At 67.0% G+C, this 22330-nt stretch carries 17 protein-coding genes and 1 tRNA gene; 3 read left to right on the top strand and 15 right to left on the bottom strand.

Annotated elements, in window-relative coordinates; all coding sequences use genetic code 11:
* Window positions 1-7: 7 nt before the first annotated feature.
* The 13 genes from tuf to ACIREO_RS10270 all read right to left on the bottom strand — a co-directional run bounded on the left by tuf (window position 8) and on the right by ACIREO_RS10270 (window position 17300).
* Complete coding sequence (gene tuf, locus ACIREO_RS10330) at window positions 8-1201, bottom strand: elongation factor Tu (protein ID WP_404107204.1); 1194 nt, start codon at window positions 1199-1201, stop codon at window positions 8-10.
* Window positions 1202-1359: 158 nt separating this feature from the next.
* Window positions 1360-3489, bottom strand: a complete 2130-nt coding sequence (fusA, locus tag ACIREO_RS10325) for an elongation factor G (protein WP_404107203.1) — start codon at window positions 3487-3489, stop codon at window positions 1360-1362.
* Window positions 3490-3527: 38 nt separating this feature from the next.
* A complete protein-coding gene (gene rpsG / locus ACIREO_RS10320) occupies window positions 3528-3998 on the bottom strand; it encodes a 30S ribosomal protein S7 (RefSeq protein WP_018101248.1) in 471 nt (156 codons plus the stop codon).
* 2 nt (window positions 3999-4000) lie between these two features.
* Window positions 4001-4372 (bottom strand): 30S ribosomal protein S12, encoded by a 372-nt coding sequence (rpsL, locus tag ACIREO_RS10315; protein ID WP_003948652.1) that lies wholly within the window; start codon window positions 4370-4372, stop codon window positions 4001-4003.
* Between the two features lie 497 nt (window positions 4373-4869).
* Window positions 4870-8769: a DNA-directed RNA polymerase subunit beta' gene (locus ACIREO_RS10310; protein WP_404107201.1), complete on the bottom strand. Its 3900-nt coding sequence runs from the start codon at window positions 8767-8769 to the stop codon at window positions 4870-4872.
* A 129-nt stretch (window positions 8770-8898) separates the two neighbouring features.
* Window positions 8899-12384, bottom strand: a complete 3486-nt coding sequence (rpoB, locus tag ACIREO_RS10305) for a DNA-directed RNA polymerase subunit beta (protein WP_404107199.1) — start codon at window positions 12382-12384, stop codon at window positions 8899-8901.
* Window positions 12385-12994: 610 nt separating this feature from the next.
* Window positions 12995-13378, bottom strand: a complete 384-nt coding sequence (gene rplL / locus ACIREO_RS10300) for a 50S ribosomal protein L7/L12 (RefSeq protein WP_404107197.1) — start codon at window positions 13376-13378, stop codon at window positions 12995-12997.
* 86 nt (window positions 13379-13464) lie between these two features.
* Window positions 13465-14028, bottom strand: a complete 564-nt coding sequence (gene rplJ / locus ACIREO_RS10295) for a 50S ribosomal protein L10 (protein ID WP_404107195.1) — start codon at window positions 14026-14028, stop codon at window positions 13465-13467.
* 393 nt (window positions 14029-14421) lie between these two features.
* On the bottom strand, window positions 14422-15144 hold the full coding sequence (gene rplA / locus ACIREO_RS10290; RefSeq protein ID WP_404107193.1) for a 50S ribosomal protein L1: 723 nt from the start codon (window positions 15142-15144) through the stop codon (window positions 14422-14424).
* A gap of 81 nt (window positions 15145-15225) precedes the next feature.
* A complete protein-coding gene (gene rplK, locus ACIREO_RS10285; protein WP_404107192.1) occupies window positions 15226-15660 on the bottom strand; it encodes a 50S ribosomal protein L11 in 435 nt (144 codons plus the stop codon).
* 178 nt (window positions 15661-15838) lie between these two features.
* On the bottom strand, window positions 15839-16759 hold the full coding sequence (gene nusG, locus ACIREO_RS10280) for a transcription termination/antitermination protein NusG (protein WP_404107190.1): 921 nt from the start codon (window positions 16757-16759) through the stop codon (window positions 15839-15841).
* Between the two features lie 74 nt (window positions 16760-16833).
* Complete coding sequence (gene secE / locus ACIREO_RS10275) at window positions 16834-17121, bottom strand: preprotein translocase subunit SecE (RefSeq protein WP_015578365.1); 288 nt, start codon at window positions 17119-17121, stop codon at window positions 16834-16836.
* Between the two features lie 106 nt (window positions 17122-17227).
* A tRNA-Trp gene (locus ACIREO_RS10270) sits at window positions 17228-17300 on the bottom strand.
* Between the two features lie 214 nt (window positions 17301-17514).
* On the opposite strand from ACIREO_RS10270, the gene ACIREO_RS10265 reads away from it, so the two are divergent.
* Together ACIREO_RS10265 and ACIREO_RS10260 are read left to right on the top strand one after the other, a co-directional pair.
* Window positions 17515-18741, top strand: a complete 1227-nt coding sequence (locus ACIREO_RS10265; RefSeq protein ID WP_404107188.1) for a pyridoxal phosphate-dependent aminotransferase — start codon at window positions 17515-17517, stop codon at window positions 18739-18741.
* 123 nt (window positions 18742-18864) lie between these two features.
* On the top strand, window positions 18865-19884 hold the full coding sequence (locus ACIREO_RS10260; RefSeq protein ID WP_404107186.1) for an adenosine deaminase: 1020 nt from the start codon (window positions 18865-18867) through the stop codon (window positions 19882-19884).
* Here the strand turns inward: ACIREO_RS10260 and ACIREO_RS10255 are convergent.
* Window positions 19877-20458 (bottom strand): TetR/AcrR family transcriptional regulator, encoded by a 582-nt coding sequence (locus tag ACIREO_RS10255; protein WP_404107184.1) that lies wholly within the window; start codon window positions 20456-20458, stop codon window positions 19877-19879. The genes ACIREO_RS10260 and ACIREO_RS10255 overlap by 8 nt on opposite strands.
* Before the next feature lie 88 nt (window positions 20459-20546).
* Here ACIREO_RS10255 and ACIREO_RS10250 point away from each other — a divergent pair, with 88 nt between their 5' ends.
* Window positions 20547-21182, top strand: coding sequence for an NAD(P)-dependent oxidoreductase (locus tag ACIREO_RS10250; RefSeq protein ID WP_404107183.1), 636 nt, complete (start codon window positions 20547-20549; stop codon window positions 21180-21182).
* Between the two features lie 20 nt (window positions 21183-21202).
* Here ACIREO_RS10250 and ACIREO_RS10245 read toward each other — a convergent pair whose 3' ends face one another.
* Window positions 21203-22258, bottom strand: coding sequence for a UDP-N-acetylmuramate dehydrogenase (locus tag ACIREO_RS10245; RefSeq protein WP_404107181.1), 1056 nt, complete (start codon window positions 22256-22258; stop codon window positions 21203-21205).
* Between the last annotated feature and the right edge of the window lie 72 nt (window positions 22259-22330).

Below are 22330 nucleotides of genomic sequence, written 5' to 3'. Positions count from 1 at the left end.
CAGGTGATTACTTGACGATCTTGGTGACCTGGCCGGCGCCCACGGTCCGGCCACCCTCACGGATGGCGAACTTCAGGCCCTCTTCCATGGCGACCGGCTGGATCAGCGCGACGTCCATGAGGGTGTTGTCACCCGGCATGACCATCTCGGTGCCCTCGGGAAGGGTCACAACGCCCGTCACGTCCGTGGTACGGAAGTAGAACTGCGGGCGGTAGTTGTTGAAGAAGGGGGTGTGACGGCCACCCTCGTCCTTCGACAGGATGTAGGCCTGGGCCTGGAACTCGGTGTGCGGCGTGACCGAACCCGGCTTGATGATGACCTGGCCGCGCTCGACGTCCTCGCGCTTGATGCCACGAAGCAGCAGACCGACGTTCTCACCGGCCTGGCCCTCGTCGAGCAGCTTGCGGAACATCTCGATGCCGGTGACCGTGGTGGTGGTCTTCTCCTGCTTGATGCCCACGATGTCAACGGTCTCGTTGACCTTGAGGACACCACGCTCGATGCGGCCGGTGACGACCGTACCGCGACCGGTGATCGTGAAGACGTCCTCGATCGGCATGAGGAACGGCTTCTCGACGTCACGCTCGGGCTGCGGGATGGACTCGTCGACGGCCTTCATCAGGTCGAGAACGGTCTTGCCCCACTCGGCGTCGCCCTCAAGAGCCTTGAGCGCCGAGACCTTGACGACCGGAAGGTCGTCGCCCGGGAACTCGTACTCGGAGAGGAGCTCACGAACCTCGAGCTCGACGAGCTCCAGGATCTCCTCGTCGTCCACCATGTCGGCCTTGTTCAGCGCGACGACGATGTACGGCACGCCTACCTGGCGGGCCAGGAGCACGTGCTCCTTGGTCTGCGGCATCGGGCCGTCGGTGGCCGCGACCACGAGGATGGCGCCGTCCATCTGCGCCGCACCCGTGATCATGTTCTTGATGTAGTCCGCGTGACCCGGGCAGTCGACGTGCGCGTAGTGACGCGACTCCGTCTGGTACTCGACGTGCGCGATCGAGATCGTGATACCGCGCTGACGCTCCTCAGGAGCCTTGTCGATCTGGTCGAAGGCCGAGGCCTCGTTCAGGGTCGGGTACGCGTCGTGCAGCACCTTGGTAATGGCGGCCGTGAGGGTCGTCTTACCGTGGTCGATGTGACCGATGGTGCCGATGTTGACGTGCGGCTTAGTCCGCTCGAACTTTGCCTTCGCCACTGGGGTCCTCCTGAGTGGTTCTGTACGCCTTGCTTCATCGGCGCCAGGTGATCTTTGCTGGAATGCCGGTGCCGGGGGCAACCGCCACGCTGCTTACGCGCTGCGACGAATGCCCGACCGGTCTCCGGTGACAAGCCTAAAGCGTGAGCTCGGAAGAGTTACTCGCCCTTGGCCTTCGCGATGATCTCCTCGGCGACGTTCCGCGGAACCTCGGCGTAGGAGTCGAACTGCATCGAGTAGCTTGCGCGACCCGAGGTCTTGCTGCGGAGGTCTCCGACGTAGCCGAACATCTCCGAGAGGGGCACGAGGCCCTTCACGACGCGAGCGCCGCTGCGCTCCTCCATGGCCTGGATCTGGCCACGGCGGGAGTTGAGGTCGCCGATCACATCGCCCATGTAGTCCTCGGGCGTGGTGACCTCGACGGCCATCATCGGCTCGAGGAGCACGGGGGACGCCCTGCGGGCACCCTCCTTGAACGCCTGCGAACCGGCGATCTTGAAGGCCAGCTCCGAGGAGTCGACCTCGTGGTAACCACCGTCGAGCAGGGTCACACGGATGCCGACCATCTCGTAACCGGCCAGGATGCCGAACTGCATGGCTTCCTGAGCACCCGCGTCCACCGAGGGAATGTACTCCCGGGGGATGCGGCCACCGGTGACCTTGTTGACGAACTCGTACGACGCGTCGCCGCCCTCGATCGGCTCGATGGCGATCTGCACCTTCGCGAACTGGCCGGTTCCACCAGTCTGCTTCTTGTGCGTGAAGTCGACGCGCTCGACGGCCTTGCGGATCGTCTCGCGGTACGCGACCTGGGGCTTGCCGACGTTCGCCTCGACGCGGAACTCGCGCTTCATGCGGTCGACGAGCACCTCGAGGTGAAGCTCGCCCATACCACCGATGATGGTCTGGCCGGTCTCCTCGTCGGAGTGCACCTGGAAGGAGGGGTCCTCCTCCGAGAGCCGCTGGATGGCGACACCCAGCTTCTCCTGGTCACCCTTGGACTTGGGCTCGATGGCGACCTGAATGACCGGCGCCGGGAAGTCCATGGACTCCAGGATGACCGGGTTCTTGTCGTCACACAGCGTCTCACCGGTGGTGGTCTGCTTCAGGCCCATGACGGCGACGATGTCGCCGGCGCCCACCGAGGGGATCTCCTCACGCTTGTTCGCGTGCATACGGTAGATCTTCCCGATGCGCTCCTTCTTGCCCTTGACCGAGTTCAGCACCGCGGTGCCGGCCTCGAGGCGACCGGAGTAGATCCGGACGAAGGTGAGCTTGCCCAGGTGCGGGTCGCTCGCGATCTTGAACGCCAGGCCGGAGAACGGCTCGCTGTCCGAAGGCTGGCGCGCGATGACCTTCTCCGGGTCCTTCACGTCGTGGCCTTCGATGGCCTCGACGTCCAGGGGAGAGGGCAGGTAGCGGACGACCGCGTCGAGCAGGGGCTGGACGCCCTTGTTCTTGAACGCGGTGCCACAGAAGACGGGGGAAACGGTGACGGAGTCAGCCGTGCCCTTCGACGCGAGGGTGATCCGACGGATCGCCGCGTGCAGCTGGTCCTCGGTGGGCTCGACGCCCTCGAGGTACAGCTCCATCATCTGGTCGTCGTTCTCCGAGACGGCCTCAAGGAGCTTGCCGCGCCATTCCTCGGCGGCCTCCTTGTGGGTGTCCGGGATCTCGACGGTGTCGTACATCTCGCCCTTGGCGGCTTCCTCCGACCACACGAAGGCCTTCATCGACACGAGGTCGACGACGCCCTTGAAGTCGGACTCGGCACCGATGGGAAGCTGCATGACCAGCGGAACCGCACCGAGGCGGTCCACGATCATGTCGACGCAGCGGTGGAACTCCGCGCCGGTCCGGTCGAGCTTGTTGACGAAGCAGATACGCGGCACGCCGTAGCGGTCCGCCTGACGCCAGACAGTCTCGGACTGGGGCTCGACGCCGGCCACACCGTCGAACACGGTGACGGCACCGTCGAGGACGCGGAGCGAACGCTCCACCTCGACGGTGAAGTCGACGTGACCGGGGGTGTCGATGATGTTGATGGTGTGGTCAACATCATTGAGCGGCCAGTGACAGGTCGTCGCGGCGGACGTGATCGTGATGCCGCGCTCCTGCTCCTGCTCCATCCAGTCCATCGTGGCTGCGCCGTCGTGGACTTCACCGATCTTGTACGAAACGCCGGTGTAGAAGAGGATCCGCTCAGTGGTGGTCGTCTTGCCCGCGTCGATGTGGGCCATGATCCCAATGTTGCGGACCTTGGCCAGGTCAAGCGAAGTGGTGGCCATAAGGCTCAATCTTCTCTCGGTCTCGATGGGGAAAGCGACTACCAGCGGTAGTGCGCGAAGGCCTTGTTGGACTCGGCCATCTTGTGGGTGTCCTCGCGCTTCTTGACGGCAGCGCCAAGACCGTTGGAGGCGTCGAGCAGCTCGTTCATGAGGCGCTCGGTCATGGTCTTCTCGCGACGGGCGCGGGAGTAACCGACGACCCAGCGGAGGGCGAGGGTGGCGGCACGACCGGGCTTGACCTCGATCGGCACCTGGTAGGTGGCGCCACCGACACGGCGGGACTTGACCTCGAGCGAGGGCTTGACGTTCTCAAGCGCGCGCTTCAGCGTGATGACCGGGTCAGCGCCGGTCTTCTCGCGGAGGCCTTCCATGGCGCCGTACACGATCCGCTCGGCGGTGGAACGCTTGCCGTCGAGGAGGATCTTGTTGATCAGCGAGGTGACAAGAGGAGAGCTGTAGACCGGGTCGATGATGACCGGGCGCTTCGGGGCGGGGCCCTTACGAGGCATTCTTACTTCTCCTTCTTGGCGCCGTAGCGGCTGCGGGCCTGCTTGCGGTTCTTGACACCCTGGGTGTCGAGAGAGCCGCGGATGATCTTGTAACGAACACCCGGCAGGTCCTTCACACGGCCGCCACGCACGAGCACGATGGAGTGCTCCTGCAGGTTGTGTCCCTCGCCCGGGATGTAGGCCGTGACCTCGATACCGGAGGTCAGACGCACACGCGCGACCTTACGGAGCGCCGAGTTCGGCTTCTTCGGGGTGGTCGTGAAGACACGCGTGCAGACGCCACGCCGCTGGGGCGAACCCTCGAGCGCGGGCGTCTTGTTCTTCTCGACCTTGTCCTGCCGGCCCTTCCGGACCAGCTGCTGGATCGTAGGCACTACTTCTCCGGTTTCTGTGTGCCGTTCGTGAAACTAACCTGGAACACTCGCCGACCCACGCGGTCGGGTGTGTCGAATACTGCAAGCCCCTGCCGAACGGCAGGAGAATGACAGATTGCGGTGGCCACTTACGGACTCGCCATGCGGTTGAGGACACGCACCCGAGCCCAGGCACACCCCAGGCACAAGGCTTGAGCGTACCTACCTCACGGAGCTGGGTCAAAACAAATGCCGTCCACCCCGAGCCCCCGGCCCTGATGACTCGGCGCGACCGGACGCACGGACCACCCCGGGCGGCGGCCGCAGGGCCGGCACAACCCCTCCGACCAGCCTGAACGACCTGACGGCAGCCCGCATCAGGTCATACGCCCCGAAGGTCACCCTCCGGTCTCCGGTCACCCGGGGTGACCGACCTCACGGCCTCCTGCGCCAGCCACACAGAAGGGCGCCCACCCCGTCGCGGTACTCGACGGGGTGGGCGCCCTTCTCACTCACTTCTACTGGTTGTACGGACCGTAGTCGTAGTCCTCCAGCGGAACGGCCTGGCCGGAGCCCGTGCCGAACGGCGAGTAGTCGATGTCGTCGTAGCCGACGGCCGAGTACATCGCGGCCTTGGCTTCCTCGGTCGGCTCGACCCGGATGTTGCGGTAGCGGGACAGACCCGTACCGGCCGGGATGAGCTTACCGATGATGACGTTCTCCTTGAGGCCGATCAGGGAGTCGGACTTGGCGTTGATCGCCGCGTCCGTCAGGACCCTGGTCGTCTCCTGGAAGGAAGCCGCGGACAGCCACGACTCCGTCGCCAGCGAGGCCTTGGTGATACCCATCAGCTGCGGTCGGCCGGAGGCGGGGTGACCGCTCTCCTGGACCACACGACGGTTCTCGGTCTCGAACTTCGACCGCTCGACGAGCTCGCCCGGCAGCAGCTCCGCGTCGCCGGACTCGATGATCGTCACACGGCGCAGCATCTGCCGGATGATGATCTCGATGTGCTTGTCGTGGATCGACACGCCCTGCGAGTTGTAGACCTTCTGGACCTCGCCGACCAGGTGGACCTGGACCGCGCGCTGACCGAGGATCCGCAGCACGTCGTGCGGGTTGGTGGCACCGACGGTGAGCTTCTGGCCCACCTCGACCGCGTCGCCCTCGCCGACCAGCAGACGGGCACGCTTGGAGATCGGGAACGGCGTCTCCTCGCTGCCGTCGTCCGGCGTGACGACGAGCTTCTTGGTCTTCTCGGTCTCCTCGATCCGGACACGGCCCTTGGCCTCCGAGATCGGGGCGACACCCTTGGGCGTACGCGCCTCGAAGAGCTCGACGACACGCGGCAGACCCTGGGTGATGTCGTCACCGGCCACACCACCGGTGTGGAAGGTACGCATCGTCAGCTGGGTGCCGGGCTCACCGATGGACTGGGCGGCGATGATGCCGACCGCCTCACCGATGTCGACCAGCTTGCCGGTGGCGAGCGAGCGTCCGTAGCAGAAGGCACAGGTGCCGACCGCGGACTCACAGGTCAGGACCGAGCGGGTCTTGACCTCCTCGACGCCGGCGCCCACCAGGGCGTCGATCAGGACGTCACCGAGGTCGACGTTGGCAGGCGCGATGACCTTGCCGTCGACGACGACGTCCTCGGCGAGCATGCGGGCGTAGACCGAGGTCTCGACGTCCTCCGTCTTGCGGAGCACGCCGTCGGCGCCCTTGACGGCGATCTTCAGCTTGAGGCCGCGGTCGGTGCCGCAGTCCTCCTCGCGGATGATCACGTCCTGCGAGACGTCCACCAGACGACGGGTCAGGTAACCCGAGTCGGCGGTACGCAGGGCGGTGTCCGCCAGACCCTTACGGGCACCGTGCGTGGAGATGAAGTACTCCAGAACGGTGAGGCCCTCACGGAAGGACGCCTTGATGGGACGAGGAATCGTCTCGTTCTTGGCGTTCGACACCAGACCACGCATACCCGCGATCTGACGCATCTGCATCATGTTTCCTCGGGCACCCGAGTCGACCATCATGAAGATGGGGTTCGTCTTCGGGAAGTTCGCGTTCATCGCCTCGGCAACCTCGTTGGTCGCCTTGGTCCAGATCGCGATGAGCTCCTGCGTGCGCTCGTCCTTGGTGATGAGACCGCGCTCGTACTGCTTCTGGACCTTCTCGTCCTGCTCCTCGTAGCCCTTGACGATGGCCTTCTTGGCCTCGGGCACGACGACGTCGGAGATGGCCACGGTCACACCGGAGCGGGTCGCCCAGTGGAAACCGGCCGCCTTCAGGTTGTCGAGCGTCGCCGCCACGATGACCTTGGGGTAGCGCTCGGCCAGGTCGTTGACGATCTCGGAGAGCTGCTTCTTGCCCACCGAGTAGTCGACGAACGGGTAGTCCTCGGGCAGCAGCTCGTTGAAGAGCGCGCGGCCCAGGCTCGTACGCAGCCGGAAGGTGTCACCCGGCTGGTACTCGGGCTCGCCCTCCTCGGCGACCGGCGGCACCCAGCCACGCGGCGGGATGGTGCCCACCGGGAAGCGGATGTCGACCCTCGTCTGGAGCGACAGCTCGCGGGCGTCGAAGGCCATGGTGGCCTCGGCCGTGGAGCCGAACGCGCGGTCCGAGCCCTTGACGTTGCGGCCCTCTTCGTCCGTGGTGAGGAAGAAGAGGCCCAGCACCATGTCCTGGGTCGGCATGGTGACGGGACGGCCGTCAGCCGGCTTCAGGATGTTGTTCGAGGACAGCATCAGGATGCGGGCCTCGGCCTGCGCCTCCGCGGAGAGCGGCAGGTGCACGGCCATCTGGTCACCGTCGAAGTCCGCGTTGAACGCGGTGCAGACGAGCGGGTGGATCTGGATGGCCTTGCCCTCGACCAGCTGCGGCTCGAAGGCCTGGATGCCGAGGCGGTGCAGGGTGGGCGCACGGTTCAGCAGCACCGGGTGCTCGGCGATGACCTCTTCGAGGACGTCGTACACGACGGTGCGGCCACGCTCGACCATGCGCTTGGCCGACTTGATGTTCTGCGCGTGGTTCAGGTCCACCAGGCGCTTCATCACGAACGGCTTGAAGAGCTCCAGCGCCATCGCCTTCGGCAGACCGCACTGGTGCAGCTTGAGCTGCGGACCGACGACGATCACGGAACGCGCGGAGTAGTCCACACGCTTGCCGAGGAGGTTCTGACGGAAACGGCCCTGCTTGCCCTTCAGCATGTCGCTGAGGGACTTCAGGGGACGGTTACCGGGACCGGTGACCGGGCGACCACGGCGGCCGTTGTCGAACAGCGCGTCGACGGCCTCCTGCAGCATCCGCTTCTCGTTGTTCACGATGATCTCGGGGGCACCGAGGTCAAGGAGACGCTTGAGGCGGTTGTTGCGGTTGATCACACGGCGGTACAGGTCGTTCAGGTCGGAGGTCGCGAAGCGGCCACCGTCCAGCTGCACCATCGGACGCAGGTCCGGCGGGATGACCGGCACGCAGTCGAGCACCATGCCCTTGGGCTTGTTGCTGGTCTGCAGGAACGCGGAGACGACCTTGAGGCGCTTGAGCGCACGGGTCTTCTTCTGGCCCTTGCCGGTACGGATGATCTCGCGGAGGCGCTCGGCCTCCTCGTTGAGGTCGAAGGACTCCAGGCGCTTCTGCAGGGCAGCAGCACCCATGCAGCCGTCGAAGTACGTGCCGAAACGGTCACGCAGCTCGCGGTAGAGCAGCTCGTCGCCCTCGAGGTCCTGGACCTTGAGGTTCTTGAAGCGGCTCCACACCTCGTCGAGGCGGTCGATCTCGCGCTGCGCACGGTCACGCAGCTGCTTCATCTCACGCTCGGCACCTTCGCGCACCTTGCGGCGTACGTCGGCCTTGGCGCCCTCTGCCTCGAGCTCGGCCAGGTCGGTCTCGAGCTTCTTGGCACGGTTCTCGAGGTCCGAGTCACGGCGGTTCTCGACCTGCTGACGCTCGACGGAGACATGCGCCTCCAGCGACGGGAGGTCACGCGTGCGGCGCTCCTCGTCGACGAACGTGATCATGTACGCGGCGAAGTAGATGACCTTCTCGAGGTCCTTCGGCGCGAGGTCCAGCAGGTAGCCCAGACGCGACGGGACACCCTTGAAGTACCAGATGTGGGTGACGGGAGCGGCAAGCTCGATGTGGCCCATACGCTCACGACGCACCTTGGCGCGCGTGACCTCTACGCCACAGCGCTCACAGATGATGCCCTTGAAGCGGACACGCTTGTACTTGCCGCAGTAGCACTCCCAGTCCCGGGTCGGACCGAAGATCTTCTCGCAGAAGAGTCCGTCCTTCTCGGGCTTGAGCGTGCGGTAGTTGATGGTCTCAGGCTTCTTCACTTCGCCGTGGGACCAGGTCCGGATGTCGTCCGCGGTGGCAAGGCCGATCCGCAGCTCGTCGAAGAAGTTGACGTCGAGCACTTGTCGTCAATCCCTCTTTCGGGGGTTCGAGCCCCCTCGCTTCACGCGAGAAATCGGGGCACTTCAGCAATGGTCTGAACGGGTCCGGGGAGAGCCGGCCGGATCACGAGGATCCGGCCGGCCAACCCGTCAGACCTCTTCGACGCTGCTCGGCTCGCGCCGGGACAGGTCGATACCGAGCTCCTCCGCCGCGCGGAAGACGTCCTCGTCCGTGTCACGCATCTCGATGGACATACCGTCCGAGGACAGCACCTCCACGTTGAGGCAGAGCGACTGCATCTCCTTGATGAGCACCTTGAAGGACTCGGGGATGCCGGGCTCGGGGATGTTCTCGCCCTTGACGATGGCCTCGTACACCTTCACGCGGCCGGTCACGTCGTCGGACTTGATCGTCAGGAGTTCCTGGAGGGCGTATGCGGCGCCGTAAGCCTCAAGGGCCCACACCTCCATCTCGCCGAATCGCTGCCCACCGAACTGCGCCTTACCACCCAGCGGCTGCTGCGTGATCATGGAGTACGGGCCGGTCGAACGCGCGTGGAGCTTGTCGTCGACCAGGTGGTGCAGCTTGAGGATGTACATGAACCCGACCGATACCGGCTCGGGGAACGGCTCACCGGAGCGGCCGTCGTACAGGTTGGCCTTGCCCGAGGGCTGGACCAGCCGGTCGCCGTCGCGGTTCGGGATCGTGGCCTGGAAGAGGCCGGTGATCTCGTCCTCACGGGCGCCGTCGAAGACGGGCGTGGCGACGTTGGTGCCGGGGGCGACCTGGTCGGCGCCGATGGCCTGCAGGCGCTGGGCCCACTCGTCACCGAAACCGGAGACGTCCCAGCCGCGGCTGGCGAGCCAGCCGAGGTGGATCTCCAGGACCTGTCCCGGGTTCATTCGGGACGGAACACCCAGCGGGTTGAGGATGATGTCGACCGGGGTGCCGTCCTCAAGGAACGGCATGTCCTCGATCGGGAGGATCTTGGAGATGACGCCCTTGTTGCCGTGACGGCCGGCGAGCTTGTCACCATCGGTGATCTTGCGCTTCTGCGCGACGTAGACGCGGACCAGCTGGTTCACGCCCGGCGGCAGTTCGTCGCCCTCTTCGCGGTCGAAGACGCGGACGCCGATGATCTTGCCGATCTCGCCGTGCGGGACCTTCAGCGAGGTGTCGCGCACCTCGCGCGCCTTCTCACCGAAGATCGCGCGGAGCAGGCGCTCCTCCGGCGTCAGCTCGGTCTCGCCCTTGGGCGTGACCTTGCCGACGAGGATGTCTCCGGCCGTGACCTCGGCACCGATACGGATGATGCCGCGCTCGTCGAGGTCGGCGAGGACCTCTTCGGAGACGTTCGGGATGTCCCGGGTGATCTCCTCCGGGCCGAGCTTGGTGTCACGGGCGTCGACCTCGTGCTCCTCGATGTGGATCGAGGAGAGGACGTCGTCCTGCACGAGGCGCTGCGACAGGATGATCGCGTCCTCGTAGTTGTGACCCTCCCAGGGCATGAACGCCACGAGCAGGTTCTTGCCGAGCGCCATCTCACCGTTCTCGGTGGCCGGCCCGTCGGCGAGGACCTGGCTCTCGATGACCCGGTCGCCCTCGGAGACGACGACCTTCTGGTTCACCGAGGTGCCCTGGTTCGAGCGCGAGAACTTGGCGATGCGGTACGTGGTGTACGTGCCGTCGTCGTTCGTCACGGTGATGTAGTCCGCGGAGACCTCCTGGACCACACCCGACTTCTCGGCCTTGAGCACGTCACCGGCGTCGGTGGCACAGCGGTACTCCATGCCGGTGCCGACCAGCGGCGCCTCGCTCTTGATGAGCGGGACGGCCTGACGCATCATGTTCGCGCCCATGAGGGCACGGTTGGCGTCGTCGTGCTCGAGGAACGGGATCATCGCGGTGGCGACCGACACCATCTGGCGCGGCGAGACGTCCATGTAGTCGACGTCGTCACCGGGGATGTAGTCGATCTCGCCGCCACGACGGCGGACCAGGACACGGGCCTCGGTGAAGCGCATGTCCTCGGAGAGCGTCGCGTTCGCCTGGGCGATCACGAAGCGGTCCTCTTCGTCGGCCGTCAGGTAGTCGACGTCGTCGGTGACGACGCCCTCGACGACCTTGCGGTACGGCGTCTCGATGAAACCGAACGGGTTGATGCGCCCGTAGGAAGCGAGCGAGCCGATCAGGCCGATGTTCGGGCCTTCGGGCGTCTCGATCGGGCACATGCGGCCGTAGTGCGACGGGTGAACGTCACGGACCTCGAAGCCGGCCCGCTCACGGGAGAGACCACCCGGGCCGAGCGCGTTGAGACGACGCTTGTGCGTCAGACCCGACAGCGGGTTGTTCTGGTCCATGAACTGGGACAGCTGGCTGGTGCCGAAGAACTCCTTGATGGAGGCGACGACCGGCCGGATGTTGATCAGGGTCTGCGGCGTGATCGCCTCGACGTCCTGAGTGGTCATGCGCTCACGCACGACACGCTCCATACGGGCGAGACCCGTACGGACCTGGTTCTGGATCAGCTCACCGACGTTACGGATACGGCGGTTGCCGAAGTGGTCGATGTCGTCGGTCTCGACCATGATCGAGCGACCGGACTCACCGAGCGTCTCGGTCTCACCGGCGTGCAGCTTCACCAGGTACTTGATGGTGGCGATGATGTCGTCGCTGGTGAGGACACCGGCGTCGAGCGGCTCTTCGGCGCCGAGCTTCTTGTTCACCTTGTAGCGTCCGACCTTCGCGAGGTCGTAGCGCTTCGGGTTGAAGTAGAGGTTCTCGAGCAGCGTCTGAGCGGCCTCGCGCGTCGGCGGCTCGCCCGGACGCAGCTTGCGGTAGATGTCGAGCAGCGCGTCGTCCTGGCCCTGGGTGTGGTCCTTCTCCAGGGTGGCGCGCATCGACTCGTACTCGCCGAACTCCTCCAGGATCTGCTCGGTGGTCCAGCCAAGAGCCTTCAGGAGGACGGTGACCGACTGCTTGCGCTTGCGGTCGATGCGGACACCGACCATGTCGCGCTTGTCGATCTCCATCTCCAGCCAGGCACCCCGGGACGGGATGATCTTGGAGGAGAAGATGTCCTTGTCGGACGTCTTGTCGATGGAGGAGTCGAAGTAGACACCCGGCGAGCGGACGAGCTGCGACACGACGACACGCTCGGTGCCGTTGATGACGAAGGTGCCCTTGTTGGTCATGAGCGGGAAGTCGCCCATGAAGACCGTCTGGGACTTGATCTCGCCGGTCTCGTTGTTGGTGAACTCGGCCGTGACGAAGAGCGGTGCGGCGAACGTGAAGTCGCGCTCCTTGCACTCGTCGATCGAGTTCTTCGGGGGCTCGAAACGGTGGTCGCGGAAGGTGAGCGACATCGACCCGGAGAAGTCCTCGATCGGGGAGATCTCCTCGAAGATTTCCTCCAGGCCGGACTTGGTGGGGACGTCTTGTCCGCTGTCCAGAGCAGCCTCGACGCGAGCCTTCCACGCGGCGTTACCGAGGAGCCAGTCAAAGCTCTCGGTCTGCAGCGCGAGGAGGTTCGGAACCTCGAGGGGCTCCTTGATCTTTGCAAAAGAGATGCGCAGCGGGGCTGTGCTGGCATCGTTGTTCGTATTCGAGGTCGAGGCGTTGCGCGAGGCGGCCAAGAGGGGGTCCTTCCGAGGGCTCGGACTCACTACGCGCGTACCGGCCCCAAGCCGCACACAGAGACAGGAATCCCAAGGTCAGGGAAGTCCGGTCATCGGTGCTAGGCGTGGGCATGCCCCTGGTGACGGGCAGGAGGCAGCTAACAGGCAGCGCAAAGGGTCAGTGTAGCCAAGCGGCACACTGATGTCCAGTCGGGGTTCTCAGAGACCCACGTTGCTCTCAACAGCTGTTCTCAACACCTATGAATAGCCCTCGCGCGGTGTGCGCTCTTCTTTACTGCCCTCTTCGCACTCGATCCATGCCTCGGATGCGGATCGAGATGACGACGCGTCCTGAGAATTGCGCGCCGCGTGCGGTTCGTCAAGGCCCCCAGGGTCTCGGCGGACACCCGGCGATCTTCACCTGCGCCGGGAGGACGCCGGTTGACGCCTCACGGCGCCCCCGGAGAAACGCACGGCGAAGATCACCCTACTCGTCGTGCGGGGAAGTTCAAGGCAGCCTCCAGGGGCACGCCAAAGGGCGACCACCCGGATGGGTGATCGCCCTTTGCGATGTGACATCCCCGCCTCGCGGCAGGGACGTTCCTGAGGAGTCAGAGGACTCGCAGGGTCACTTGACCTCGACGGAAGCGCCGGCGGCCTTGAGGGACTCGGCAGCCTTCTCGGCGGCCTCCTTGGCGACCTTCTCGAGGACCGGCTTCGGGGTGCCGTCGACGAGGTCCTTGGCCTCCTTGAGACCCAGCGAGGTCAGCTCACGCACGACCTTGATGACCTGGATCTTCTTCTCGCCGGCACCCGTGAGGATGACGTCGAACTCGTCCTGCTCGGCCTCGGCCTCGGCGGCGGGGCCACCCGCGGCGGGACCGGCGACGGCGACCGCGGCGGCGGCGGTGACGTCGAACTTCTCCTCGAACGCCTTAACGAACTCGGAGAGCTCGATGAGGGTGAGCCCCTCGAACTGGGCGAGCAGGTCTTCCTGGCTGAGCTTCGCCATGATGGCGTCCTTCCACTAATTCGGCAGGTGCCGGATGTATATGTCGGCGGGCGTACGGGCCCGCTGCGAGCCGTTGGAGCGGAGTGTTACTCCGCCACCTCGGCATCGGCGGGAGCCGGCGTACCGGCACCGCCCTGCTCGGCCTTCTTGGCGCGAAGCGCTTCCGCGGTGCGGACGAACTTCGACGGCAGAGCCTGGAAGAGCTGCGCAGCCTGAGTCTGCTTGCCCTTCATGGCGCCGGCCAGCTTGGCGAGCAGAACCTCGCGGGACTCGAGGTCCGCGAGCTTCTTGAACTCATCGGCGGACAGCGCCTTGCCATCAAGGACACCGCCCTTGATGACGAGGTTGGGGTTGTCCTTGGCGAAGTCACGAAGACCCTTCGCCGACACCACCGGGTCACCGGTGACGAAGGCAACCGCCGTCGGACCCGAGAACAGGTCGTCCAGCGTGTCGATCCCGGCCTCGTTGGCCGCAATCTTGGTCAGCGTGTTCTTCACCACGGCGTACTGGGCGTTCTCACCGAGCGAACGGCGCAGCTCCTTGAGCTGTGCCACGGTGAGACCCCGGTACTCGGTCAGCACAGCGGCGTTCGAGCTGCGGAACTGGTCCGTCAGCTCGGCTACCGCGGCAGCCTTGTCGGGCCTTGCCATGAGCGTCGGCCTCCTTCCGGGTGATGAGGACCGCTCAGAAGGGGCCGGGAAAGACGAAACGCCCCGGCGCAGGCGCCAGGGCGTAGCTCGACCGGACGAATCCGGGAGCTTTCCACGGTCACCTGCGCAGGTCGTCCGTTCTTGACGGATCCTTCGGTCACCGCTTCCCCTTACGAGGAGCCGGTGACGACCAGCGGTCTTTGGCTTCTTCGTGAGAGTACGCGACCGGAGTCGTCCGGAGCAAATCCGTCCCGGTTCGACCGGTGCGAGAGGTTTAAGGGCTTCCCGGGCGGCCAGGAGCGGCCCCGCGTACGAGGACGGGCCCCGCACCCTCCGAAGAGGCTGCGGGGCCCGTCCCATGCCGTGACGCGGCTACCGGGTGAGCGCGGGGGCTCAGACGGCGGCCGGGTCCTCCTCGACGAGGAGGTTGCGCACGCGGTTGGAGTCCAGCGGGATGCCGGGGCCCATCGTCGTGCTCATGGTCGCCTTCTTGATGAAGCGACCCTTCGCGGCGGACGGCTTCAGACGGAGGATCTCCTCCAGCGCCGCGCCGTAGTTCTCGACCAGCTTCGTGTCATCGAAAGAGGTCTTTCCGATGATGAAGTGCAGGTTCGAGTGCTTGTCGACGCGGAACTCGATCTTTCCGCCCTTGATGTCGTTGACAGCCTTGACGACATCGGGGGTGACGGTGCCGGTCTTCGGGTTCGGCATCAGACCACGCGGACCGAGCACGCGGCCCAGGCGGCCGACCTTGCCCATGAGGTCCGGCGTGGCGACGACGGCGTCGAAGTCCAGACGGCCCTTCGCCACCTCGTCGATGAGCTCGTCGGCGCCGACGATGTCGGCGCCCGCGGCTTCCGCGGCCGCAGCACGGTCACCGGTCGCGAAGACCAGGACCCGGGCGGTCTTGCCGGTGCCGTGCGGGAGGTTCACGGTGCCACGGACCATCTGGTCGGCCTTGCGAGGGTCGACACCCAGGGCAAAGGCGACCTCGACGGTGCTGTCGAACTTGGTGGCGGCGGTGTCCTTGGCGATACGGACGGCCTCGAGCGGGGCGTACGTACGCTCCCGGTCGATCTTCGCGTCCGCAGCGCGGAGGTTCTTGCTGCGCTTCACTGCTACTCCTGTGGGTTCAGAGTGTGGAGTCGTGGTGCGGACCAGCGCTTGGTCCTACCACTGAGGGGTTACGGGGCTGACTCAGCCTTCGACCGTGATGCCCATGGAACGGGCGGTGCCAGCGATGATCTTCGACGCGGCGTCGAGGTCGTTGGCGTTCAGGTCGGGAAGCTTGGCCGTGGCGATCTCGCGGACCTGGTCGGCCGTGAGCTTGGCGACCTTGGTCTTGTGCGGCTCGCCGGAGCCCTTGTCCACACCAGCGGCCTTGAGGATCAGCTTGGCGGCCGGCGGAGTCTTCGTGATGAAGGTGAAGGAGCGGTCGTCGTAGACCGTGATCTCCACCGGCACGACCATGCCACGCTGCGACTCGGTCGCGGCGTTGTAGGCCTTGCAGAACTCCATGATGTTGACGCCGTGCTGGCCCAGTGCGGGACCGACCGGCGGCGCCGGGTTGGCCGCACCGGCGTTGATCTGGAGCTTGATAAGCCCCGTGACCTTCTTCTTCTTGGGAGGCATTGCTCTCTCCGGGTCCTAGTGAGAGTGTTTCGCCGCCATTCCGGTCATCCGGATGGAGGCATACCGCACAACGATAACGGGTATAGCTGCGCGACCAAAAACCGAGCAGGTCAGACCGGCTGCGAAGCCTGTCTGACCTGCTCGGTAGGCATGTGTCCAGGAACGGGCGGAAAGACCGTCAGTTCTTCTGGATCTGGTCGAAGCTGAGCTCGACCGGGGTCTCGCGACCGAAGATCTCGACGAGGCCCTTGACCTTCTTCGAGTCGGCGTTGATCTCGTTGATCGTCGCCTGCAGGGTCGCGAACGGCCCGTCGGTGACGGTGACCGAGTCGCCGACCTCGAAGTCCAGGACCTGGACCTCGACCTTGCGGGACGGAGCCGGCTTGCCCTCGGCCTCGGCGGCCTCGCGGGCCGCCTTCTCCTCGGCCTCGGGGGCGAGCATCTTGAGGATCTCGTCCAGGGTCAGCGGGTACGGGTCGTAGGCGTTGCCCACGAAGCCGGTGACGCCCGGCGTGTTGCGGACGACACCCCAGGACTCGTTCGTCAGGTCCATGCGCACCAGGACGTATCCCGGGAGCTTGTTCTGACGGACGTTCTTCCGCTCACCGTTCTTGATCTGGACGATCTCTTCCTCGGGGACCTCCGCCTGGTAGACGAACTCCTCGACGTTGAGCGAGACGGCGCGCTGCTCCAGGTTGGCCTTCACGCGCTTCTCGTAACCGGCGTACGTGTGGATGACGTACCACTCACCGGGAAGTGCTCGCAGCTCTTCGCGCAGGGCGGCGACGGCGTCGACGGGGGCGGCCGGCTCGGCGTCCTCTTCGTCGGCGTCGGGCTCGTCCGCGGTCTCTTCGTCAGCGGCGGCCACGTCGTCCTGGGCGGCTTCCGCGTCCTCGTCGGCTTCGGCGGCCTCGACGTCCTCGTCGGACTCGGCACGCACGGCGTCCTGCTCGGCGGGCTCGCCCGCGGCGGCGTCAGCAGCGTCGACCTGGTCCGGGGCCACGGCATCCGCCGCCTCGACGATGTCGAGCTCGTCCTCGGCGGACTCGACGGCGCTCGCCGTGGGCTCGGCGTCGTCGTTCAGGTTCGGGTCAGACACGATGGCTGCTTCTTCCTGGATACAAATGGGTGGAACATGCGAAAGGGGCGCCGATGAGGCGCCCTCCGCGGGGATCAGCCGAAGACGTACTTGATGACCCGCGCGAATCCGAAGTCAATCACGGTGACGAGACCGATCATGACGACCACGAACACGATCACCACGGCCGTGTACGTCGACAGCTGGCTGCGCGTAGGCCATACGACCTTGCGGAGCTCGGCGACGATCTGGCGGTAGAACAGCGCGAGACGGCCCAGAGGGCCCTTCTTGCCGCGCTTGCCGCCCTTCCGGGCCTTCTTCTTCGACTCGGGGGCTTCGTCCTCGGCATCAGGCATGTCGATGGAGCCCACGGCGTCCGTCACGCTACTCACCTGATTCCGGGTCGTGGCCGTGCCGCGCCCGGTGGAGCCGCACGGCGGTGCATTGAAGTACGTACATGCGCACACATCCTGGCGAAGGAGTGTGTAGCAGGGCCGGAGGGACTTGAACCCCCAACCGCTGGTTTTGGAGACCAGTGCTCTACCAATTGAGCTACGACCCTTTGTGGTTTCCACCAACCTACCGCATCCTCGCCGGTGGGCCGGTGGGGAAAACGGTGTGGCTGATGAAGGCCAACGACAGGTGAGTGTACGTGTTCAGGGCCGCCGCGTCGAACAGACAACTACCGACCGGTCCTGTCCGCATGCTGTCCGAGTCCTGTCCGGTCCCTGAAACCCCTGTGCCGAGGGGATTTCCGGTCTGCGAGCATGGGGGGCATGAGCGCTGCAACTTCTCCGTCCGAGCGCCGGGTTTCGGCCCGCATCGGTGCGATCTCCGAGTCCGCCACCCTCGCCGTCGACGCCAAGGCAAAGGCTCTCAAGGCCGCCGGGCGTCCGGTGATCGGCTTCGGCGCCGGCGAGCCCGACTTCCCGACCCCCGGTTACATCGTGGACGCCGCGATCGAGGCGTGCCGAAACCCGAAGTACCACCGCTACACCCCGGCGGGCGGGCTCCCCGAGCTCAAGGCCGCCATCGTGGCGAAGACGCTGCGCGACTCCGGCTACGAGGTCGACGCCTCCCAGGTCCTGGTGACCAACGGCGGCAAGCAGGCCATCTACGAGGCCTTCGCCGCCGTCCTCGACCCGGGTGACGAGGTCATCGTCCCCGCCCCGTACTGGACGACCTACCCCGAGTCGATCCGTCTCGCCGGCGGTGTCCCGGTCGACGTCGTGGCCGACGAGACCACCGGCTACCGGGTCTCGGTCGAGCAGCTCGAGGCGGCGCGTACAGAGCGCACCAAGGTCGTCCTGTTCGTCTCCCCGTCCAACCCGACGGGTGCCGTCTACAGCGAGGCCGAGACCGAGGCGATCGGCCGCTGGGCCGTGGAGCACGGGCTGTGGGTGATGACGGACGAGATCTACGAGCACCTGGTCTACGGTGGCGCGGCCGCCGCCTCGCTCCCCGCGGTCGTGCCCGAGCTGCGTGACAAGTGCATCGTGGTCAACGGTGTCGCCAAGACCTACGCCATGACCGGCTGGCGGGTGGGCTGGATCATCGGCCCGAAGGACATCGTGAAGGCCGCGACCAACCTGCAGTCGCACGCCACCTCCAACGTCAACAACATCGCGCAGGCCGCCGCGCTGGCCGCCCTCACGGGGAGCCTGGACGCGGTCGCCGAGATGCGGACCGCCTTCGACCGCAGGCGCCGGACGATCGTGCGCATGCTCAACGAGATCGACGGCGTTCTCTGCCCCGAGCCCGAGGGCGCGTTCTACGCGTACCCCTCGGTGAAGGGACTGCTCGGCAAGGAGATCCGCGGCAAGCGCCCGGCGGACTCCGTCGAGCTCGCTGCTCTCATCCTGGACGAGGCCGAGGTCGCCGTGGTGCCGGGCGAGGCGTTCGGCACGCCGGGTTATCTGCGGCTGTCCTACGCGCTGGGCGACGACGACCTCGTCGAGGGTGTCTCCCGGCTCCAGAAGCTGCTGGGCGAGGCCCGCGACTGATCATCCTGCTCACGTGAGCAGGTTGGCCCCCGGCTCCGGCCGGGGGCCACATTTTTGTTCGACGGGTAACTCACAAGGGGATCCGGCTACCGCCGCGCCCCTCGTGTGCGGCAAGATCGGCCAATGGAGCGTGACGTACGGCTGTTGCCCAAGGCCCACCTGCACCTGCACTTCACCGGGTCGATGCGGCCCACGACCCTGCTCGAACTCGCCGACAAGTACGGGGTGCGCCTGCCCGAGGCCCTGACCGGCGGCGAGCCGCCCGAGCTGCGGGCCACCGACGAGCGCGGCTGGTTCCGTTTCCAGCGCCTCTACGACATCGCCCGGTCCTGCCTCCGCTCCCCGGAGGACATCCAGCGACTGGTGCGCGAGACGGCCATGGAGGACGTCGCGGACGGCTCCGGGTGGCTGGAGATCCAGGTCGACCCGACCTCGTACGCCCCGCTGCTCGGCGGGCTCATCCCCGCGATCGAGGTCATCCTGGACGCCGTGGACCGCGCGGCACGCGAGACCGGGCTCGGGATCCGGGTGGTGATCGCGGCGAACCGGATGAAGCATCCGCTGGACGCCCGGACGCTGGCCCGGCTCGCCGTGCGGTACGCGGACCGGGGCGTCATCGGCTTCGGGCTCTCCAACGACGAACGCCGCGGGATGGCCCGCGACTTCGACCGCGCCTTCGCCATCGCCCGCGAGGGCGGGCTGCTCGCGGCCCCGCACGGCGGCGAGCTCTCGGGCCCCTCCAGTGTCCGGGACTGCCTGGACGACCTCGACGCTTCCCGGATCGGGCACGGCGTACGGGCGGCCGAGGATCCGGGGCTGCTGCGCAAGCTCGCGGAGCGGGGCGTGACCTGCGAGGTCTGCCCCGCGTCCAACGTGGCGCTCGGTGTCTACGAGAAGCCCGCCGACGTACCCCTGCGCACTCTGTTCGACGCCGGGGTACCGATGGCGCTCGGAGCGGACGACCCGCTGCTCTTCGGTTCCCGGCTGGCCGCGCAGTACGACCTCGTACGCCGCCATCACGCGTTCACCGACGAGGAACTGGCCGAGCTGGCACGGCAGTCCGTGCGGGGATCGGTGGCGCCCGTCGAGGTGCGGGAGAAGCTGCTGAGCGGGATCGACGCGTGGCTGGCGCCGGCTAGCTGATGCCGGCCAGCAGGGTGCGGGCGAGGGATGCGGCGAAGTCGTCCAGTGACTGCGGGGCAGCGCCCACCTCGTAGGCGAAGGCGCGCTGGGCGCAGGCGCCCAGCAGCAGCGAGGCGGCCGCGTAGGTGTCGGCCCCCGGCCCCACCCGGCCCGCCTGCTGTTCGGCTCGGAGATAGGCGTCGAGGCCCTGGATCGGCTTGTGCGGTCCGGTGCCCATCTCGCGCATGGCCGCTTCGTGGCGGTGCTTGAGCCGGGGCTCGGCGTACAGCGAGGCGAGCACCGGGAAGGTCTGCTCGTAGAACAGCGCGGCCTGGCGGGCGACCTCGGTGAGGTTCTGCCCCAGGTCCCCCCGGCCCGCCTCCAGGTCGCCCAGGAGTGGGCCCAGCCTCGGCATGCGCTCGCCGAGCACGGTCACGAAGAGCTCTTCCTTGCTCGTGAAGTACTTGTACAGCGCGGCCTCGGAACAGCCGGCGGCCTTGGCGATCTCCTTCGTCGTCGTCCGCGCGAGGCCGATGCCGAGCATGAGCTCGTGGGCCGCATCGATGATGCGGACGCGGGCCGGCTTCTGCTCCATGGATGCTCCAGCAAGGCTTGACGAGAGGGTGAGTGCCCACTCATCCTAAGGGTGAGTGAATACTCACCCACCTAGAAGGGCGTGCGCGATGAGGCTCACAGTGTTCGGGGCGACGGGGGCGGTCGGCCAGGAGGTCGTGCGGCAGGCGCTGGCGGCGGGGCACGAGGTGACAGCGGTGGTCCGCGATCCCGCCCGGCTCCCGGACGGGCTCCACGGCGCCGCTCTGCACGCGGTCGTACCGCTGGGCGACGGGGTGGCGGTGCGCGCGGCGGTCGCAGGACGGGACGCCGTGCTCTCGGGGCTCGGCGCCCGGGGCCGGAAGGCCGGTGACGTCGCGGAGCGGCTCACCGGGCAGGTGCTGGAGGCGATGGAGGCGGAGGGGGTCCGGCGGCTGGTGGTCGTGAGCGCGGCCCCGGTCGGTCCGGAGCCCGCGGACGACCCACTGCTGGACCGCGTGGTCCGCCGGGTGATCGGCACGGTCCTCAAGGAGGTGTACGCGGATCTGGCCCGCATGGAGGCCGCGTTGGCCGCGAGCTCGACGGACTGGACGTCGGTGCGGCCGCCGAAGCTGACGAACGGGCCGCTGACGGGGACGTACCGGACGGTCGTGGGCGGCACCCCTCGGAGCGGCCGGTCCATCGCAAGGGCCGATGTGGCCCACGCGATGCTGGCGCTGGTCGACGAGCCGGCCGCGGTGAAGCAGGGCGTGGGGGTCGCCTACTGAGCCTGCGGCCCCGCGCCGGGCTACAGGCTGACGCCCACCGTCACCGGTTCGTTGACGAGTGTGACCCCGAAGGCCTCATGGACCCCGGCGACGACCTCGCGGGCCAGGGACAGGAGGTCCTCGGTGGTCGCGCCGCCCCGGTTGGTGAGGGCGAGCGTGTGCTTGGTGGAGATGCGGGCGGGGCCCGTGCCGTACCCCTTGGTGAAGCCGGCCTTGTCGATGAGCCAGGCGGCCGACGTCTTCACCCGGCCGTCACCCGCGGGGAAGGCCGGGGGCCTGACGTCCGCCCCCAGGCGCTCACCGGCGCGGGCGAGGAAGAGCGCGTACTCCGCCTCGTCGAGAACCGGGTTGGTGAAGAAGGACCCGGCCGACCAGGTGTCGTGGTCCTCCGGGTCGAGCACCATTCCCTTGCCCGCCCTCAGCCGGAGGACGGTTTCGCTGGCGGAGGAGGCGGGAACGCGTTCACCCTGTTCGACGCCCATGGCCCTGGCCGTCTCCGGGTAGCGGATGGGCGCGGACCTTCCGCCCGCGTCCTCCAGACCGAACCGGACCCGGAGCACGACGTAGCGGTCGGGCTCGGCCTTGAAGCGGCTGTGGCGGTACGAGAACGCGCAGGCCTCGTTCGGGAGGGTGACCGTCTCCCGGGCGTGCCGGTCGTAGGCGACGACCTCGGTGATGACCGAGGACACCTCCTGCCCGTAGGCGCCGACGTTCTGGATCGGTGTCGCACCGGCCGAGCCGGGGATTCCGGCGAGGCACTCGATCCCGGCCAGGCCCGCCTCGACCGTACGGGCCACGGCTTCGGTCCAGACCTCACCGGCCGCCAGTTCGAGCGCCGTACCGGAGAGGGCGAAGCCCTTGGTCGCGACGCGCAGGGCCGTTCCGTCGAAGCCCTTGTCGCCGATGACCAGGTTGGAGCCTCCTCCGATGACCAGGAGCGGGGTGCCGCTGTCGTCGGCCTCGCGCACGGCGGCGACCACCTCCGCGTCGGTGGTGGCCGTCAGAAGGCGGCCGGCCGGGCCGCCGAGCCGGAAGGTGGTCAGGGGGGCGAGGGGGGCGTCGTGGAGTTCCTGCACGGGGACAAGAGTACGGTCCACGCCCCGGGAGCGGGCCATGGACCGTACGGACGGCACGAGCGGAGGACGGGA

This window comes from Streptomyces sp. NPDC102441 (genome assembly GCF_044765585.1).
Classification (GTDB): Bacteria; Actinomycetota; Actinomycetes; order Streptomycetales; family Streptomycetaceae; genus Streptomyces.
The sequence above is the reverse complement of the archived record's forward strand: the minus strand, read 5'-3'. Positions and strand labels throughout refer to the sequence as shown.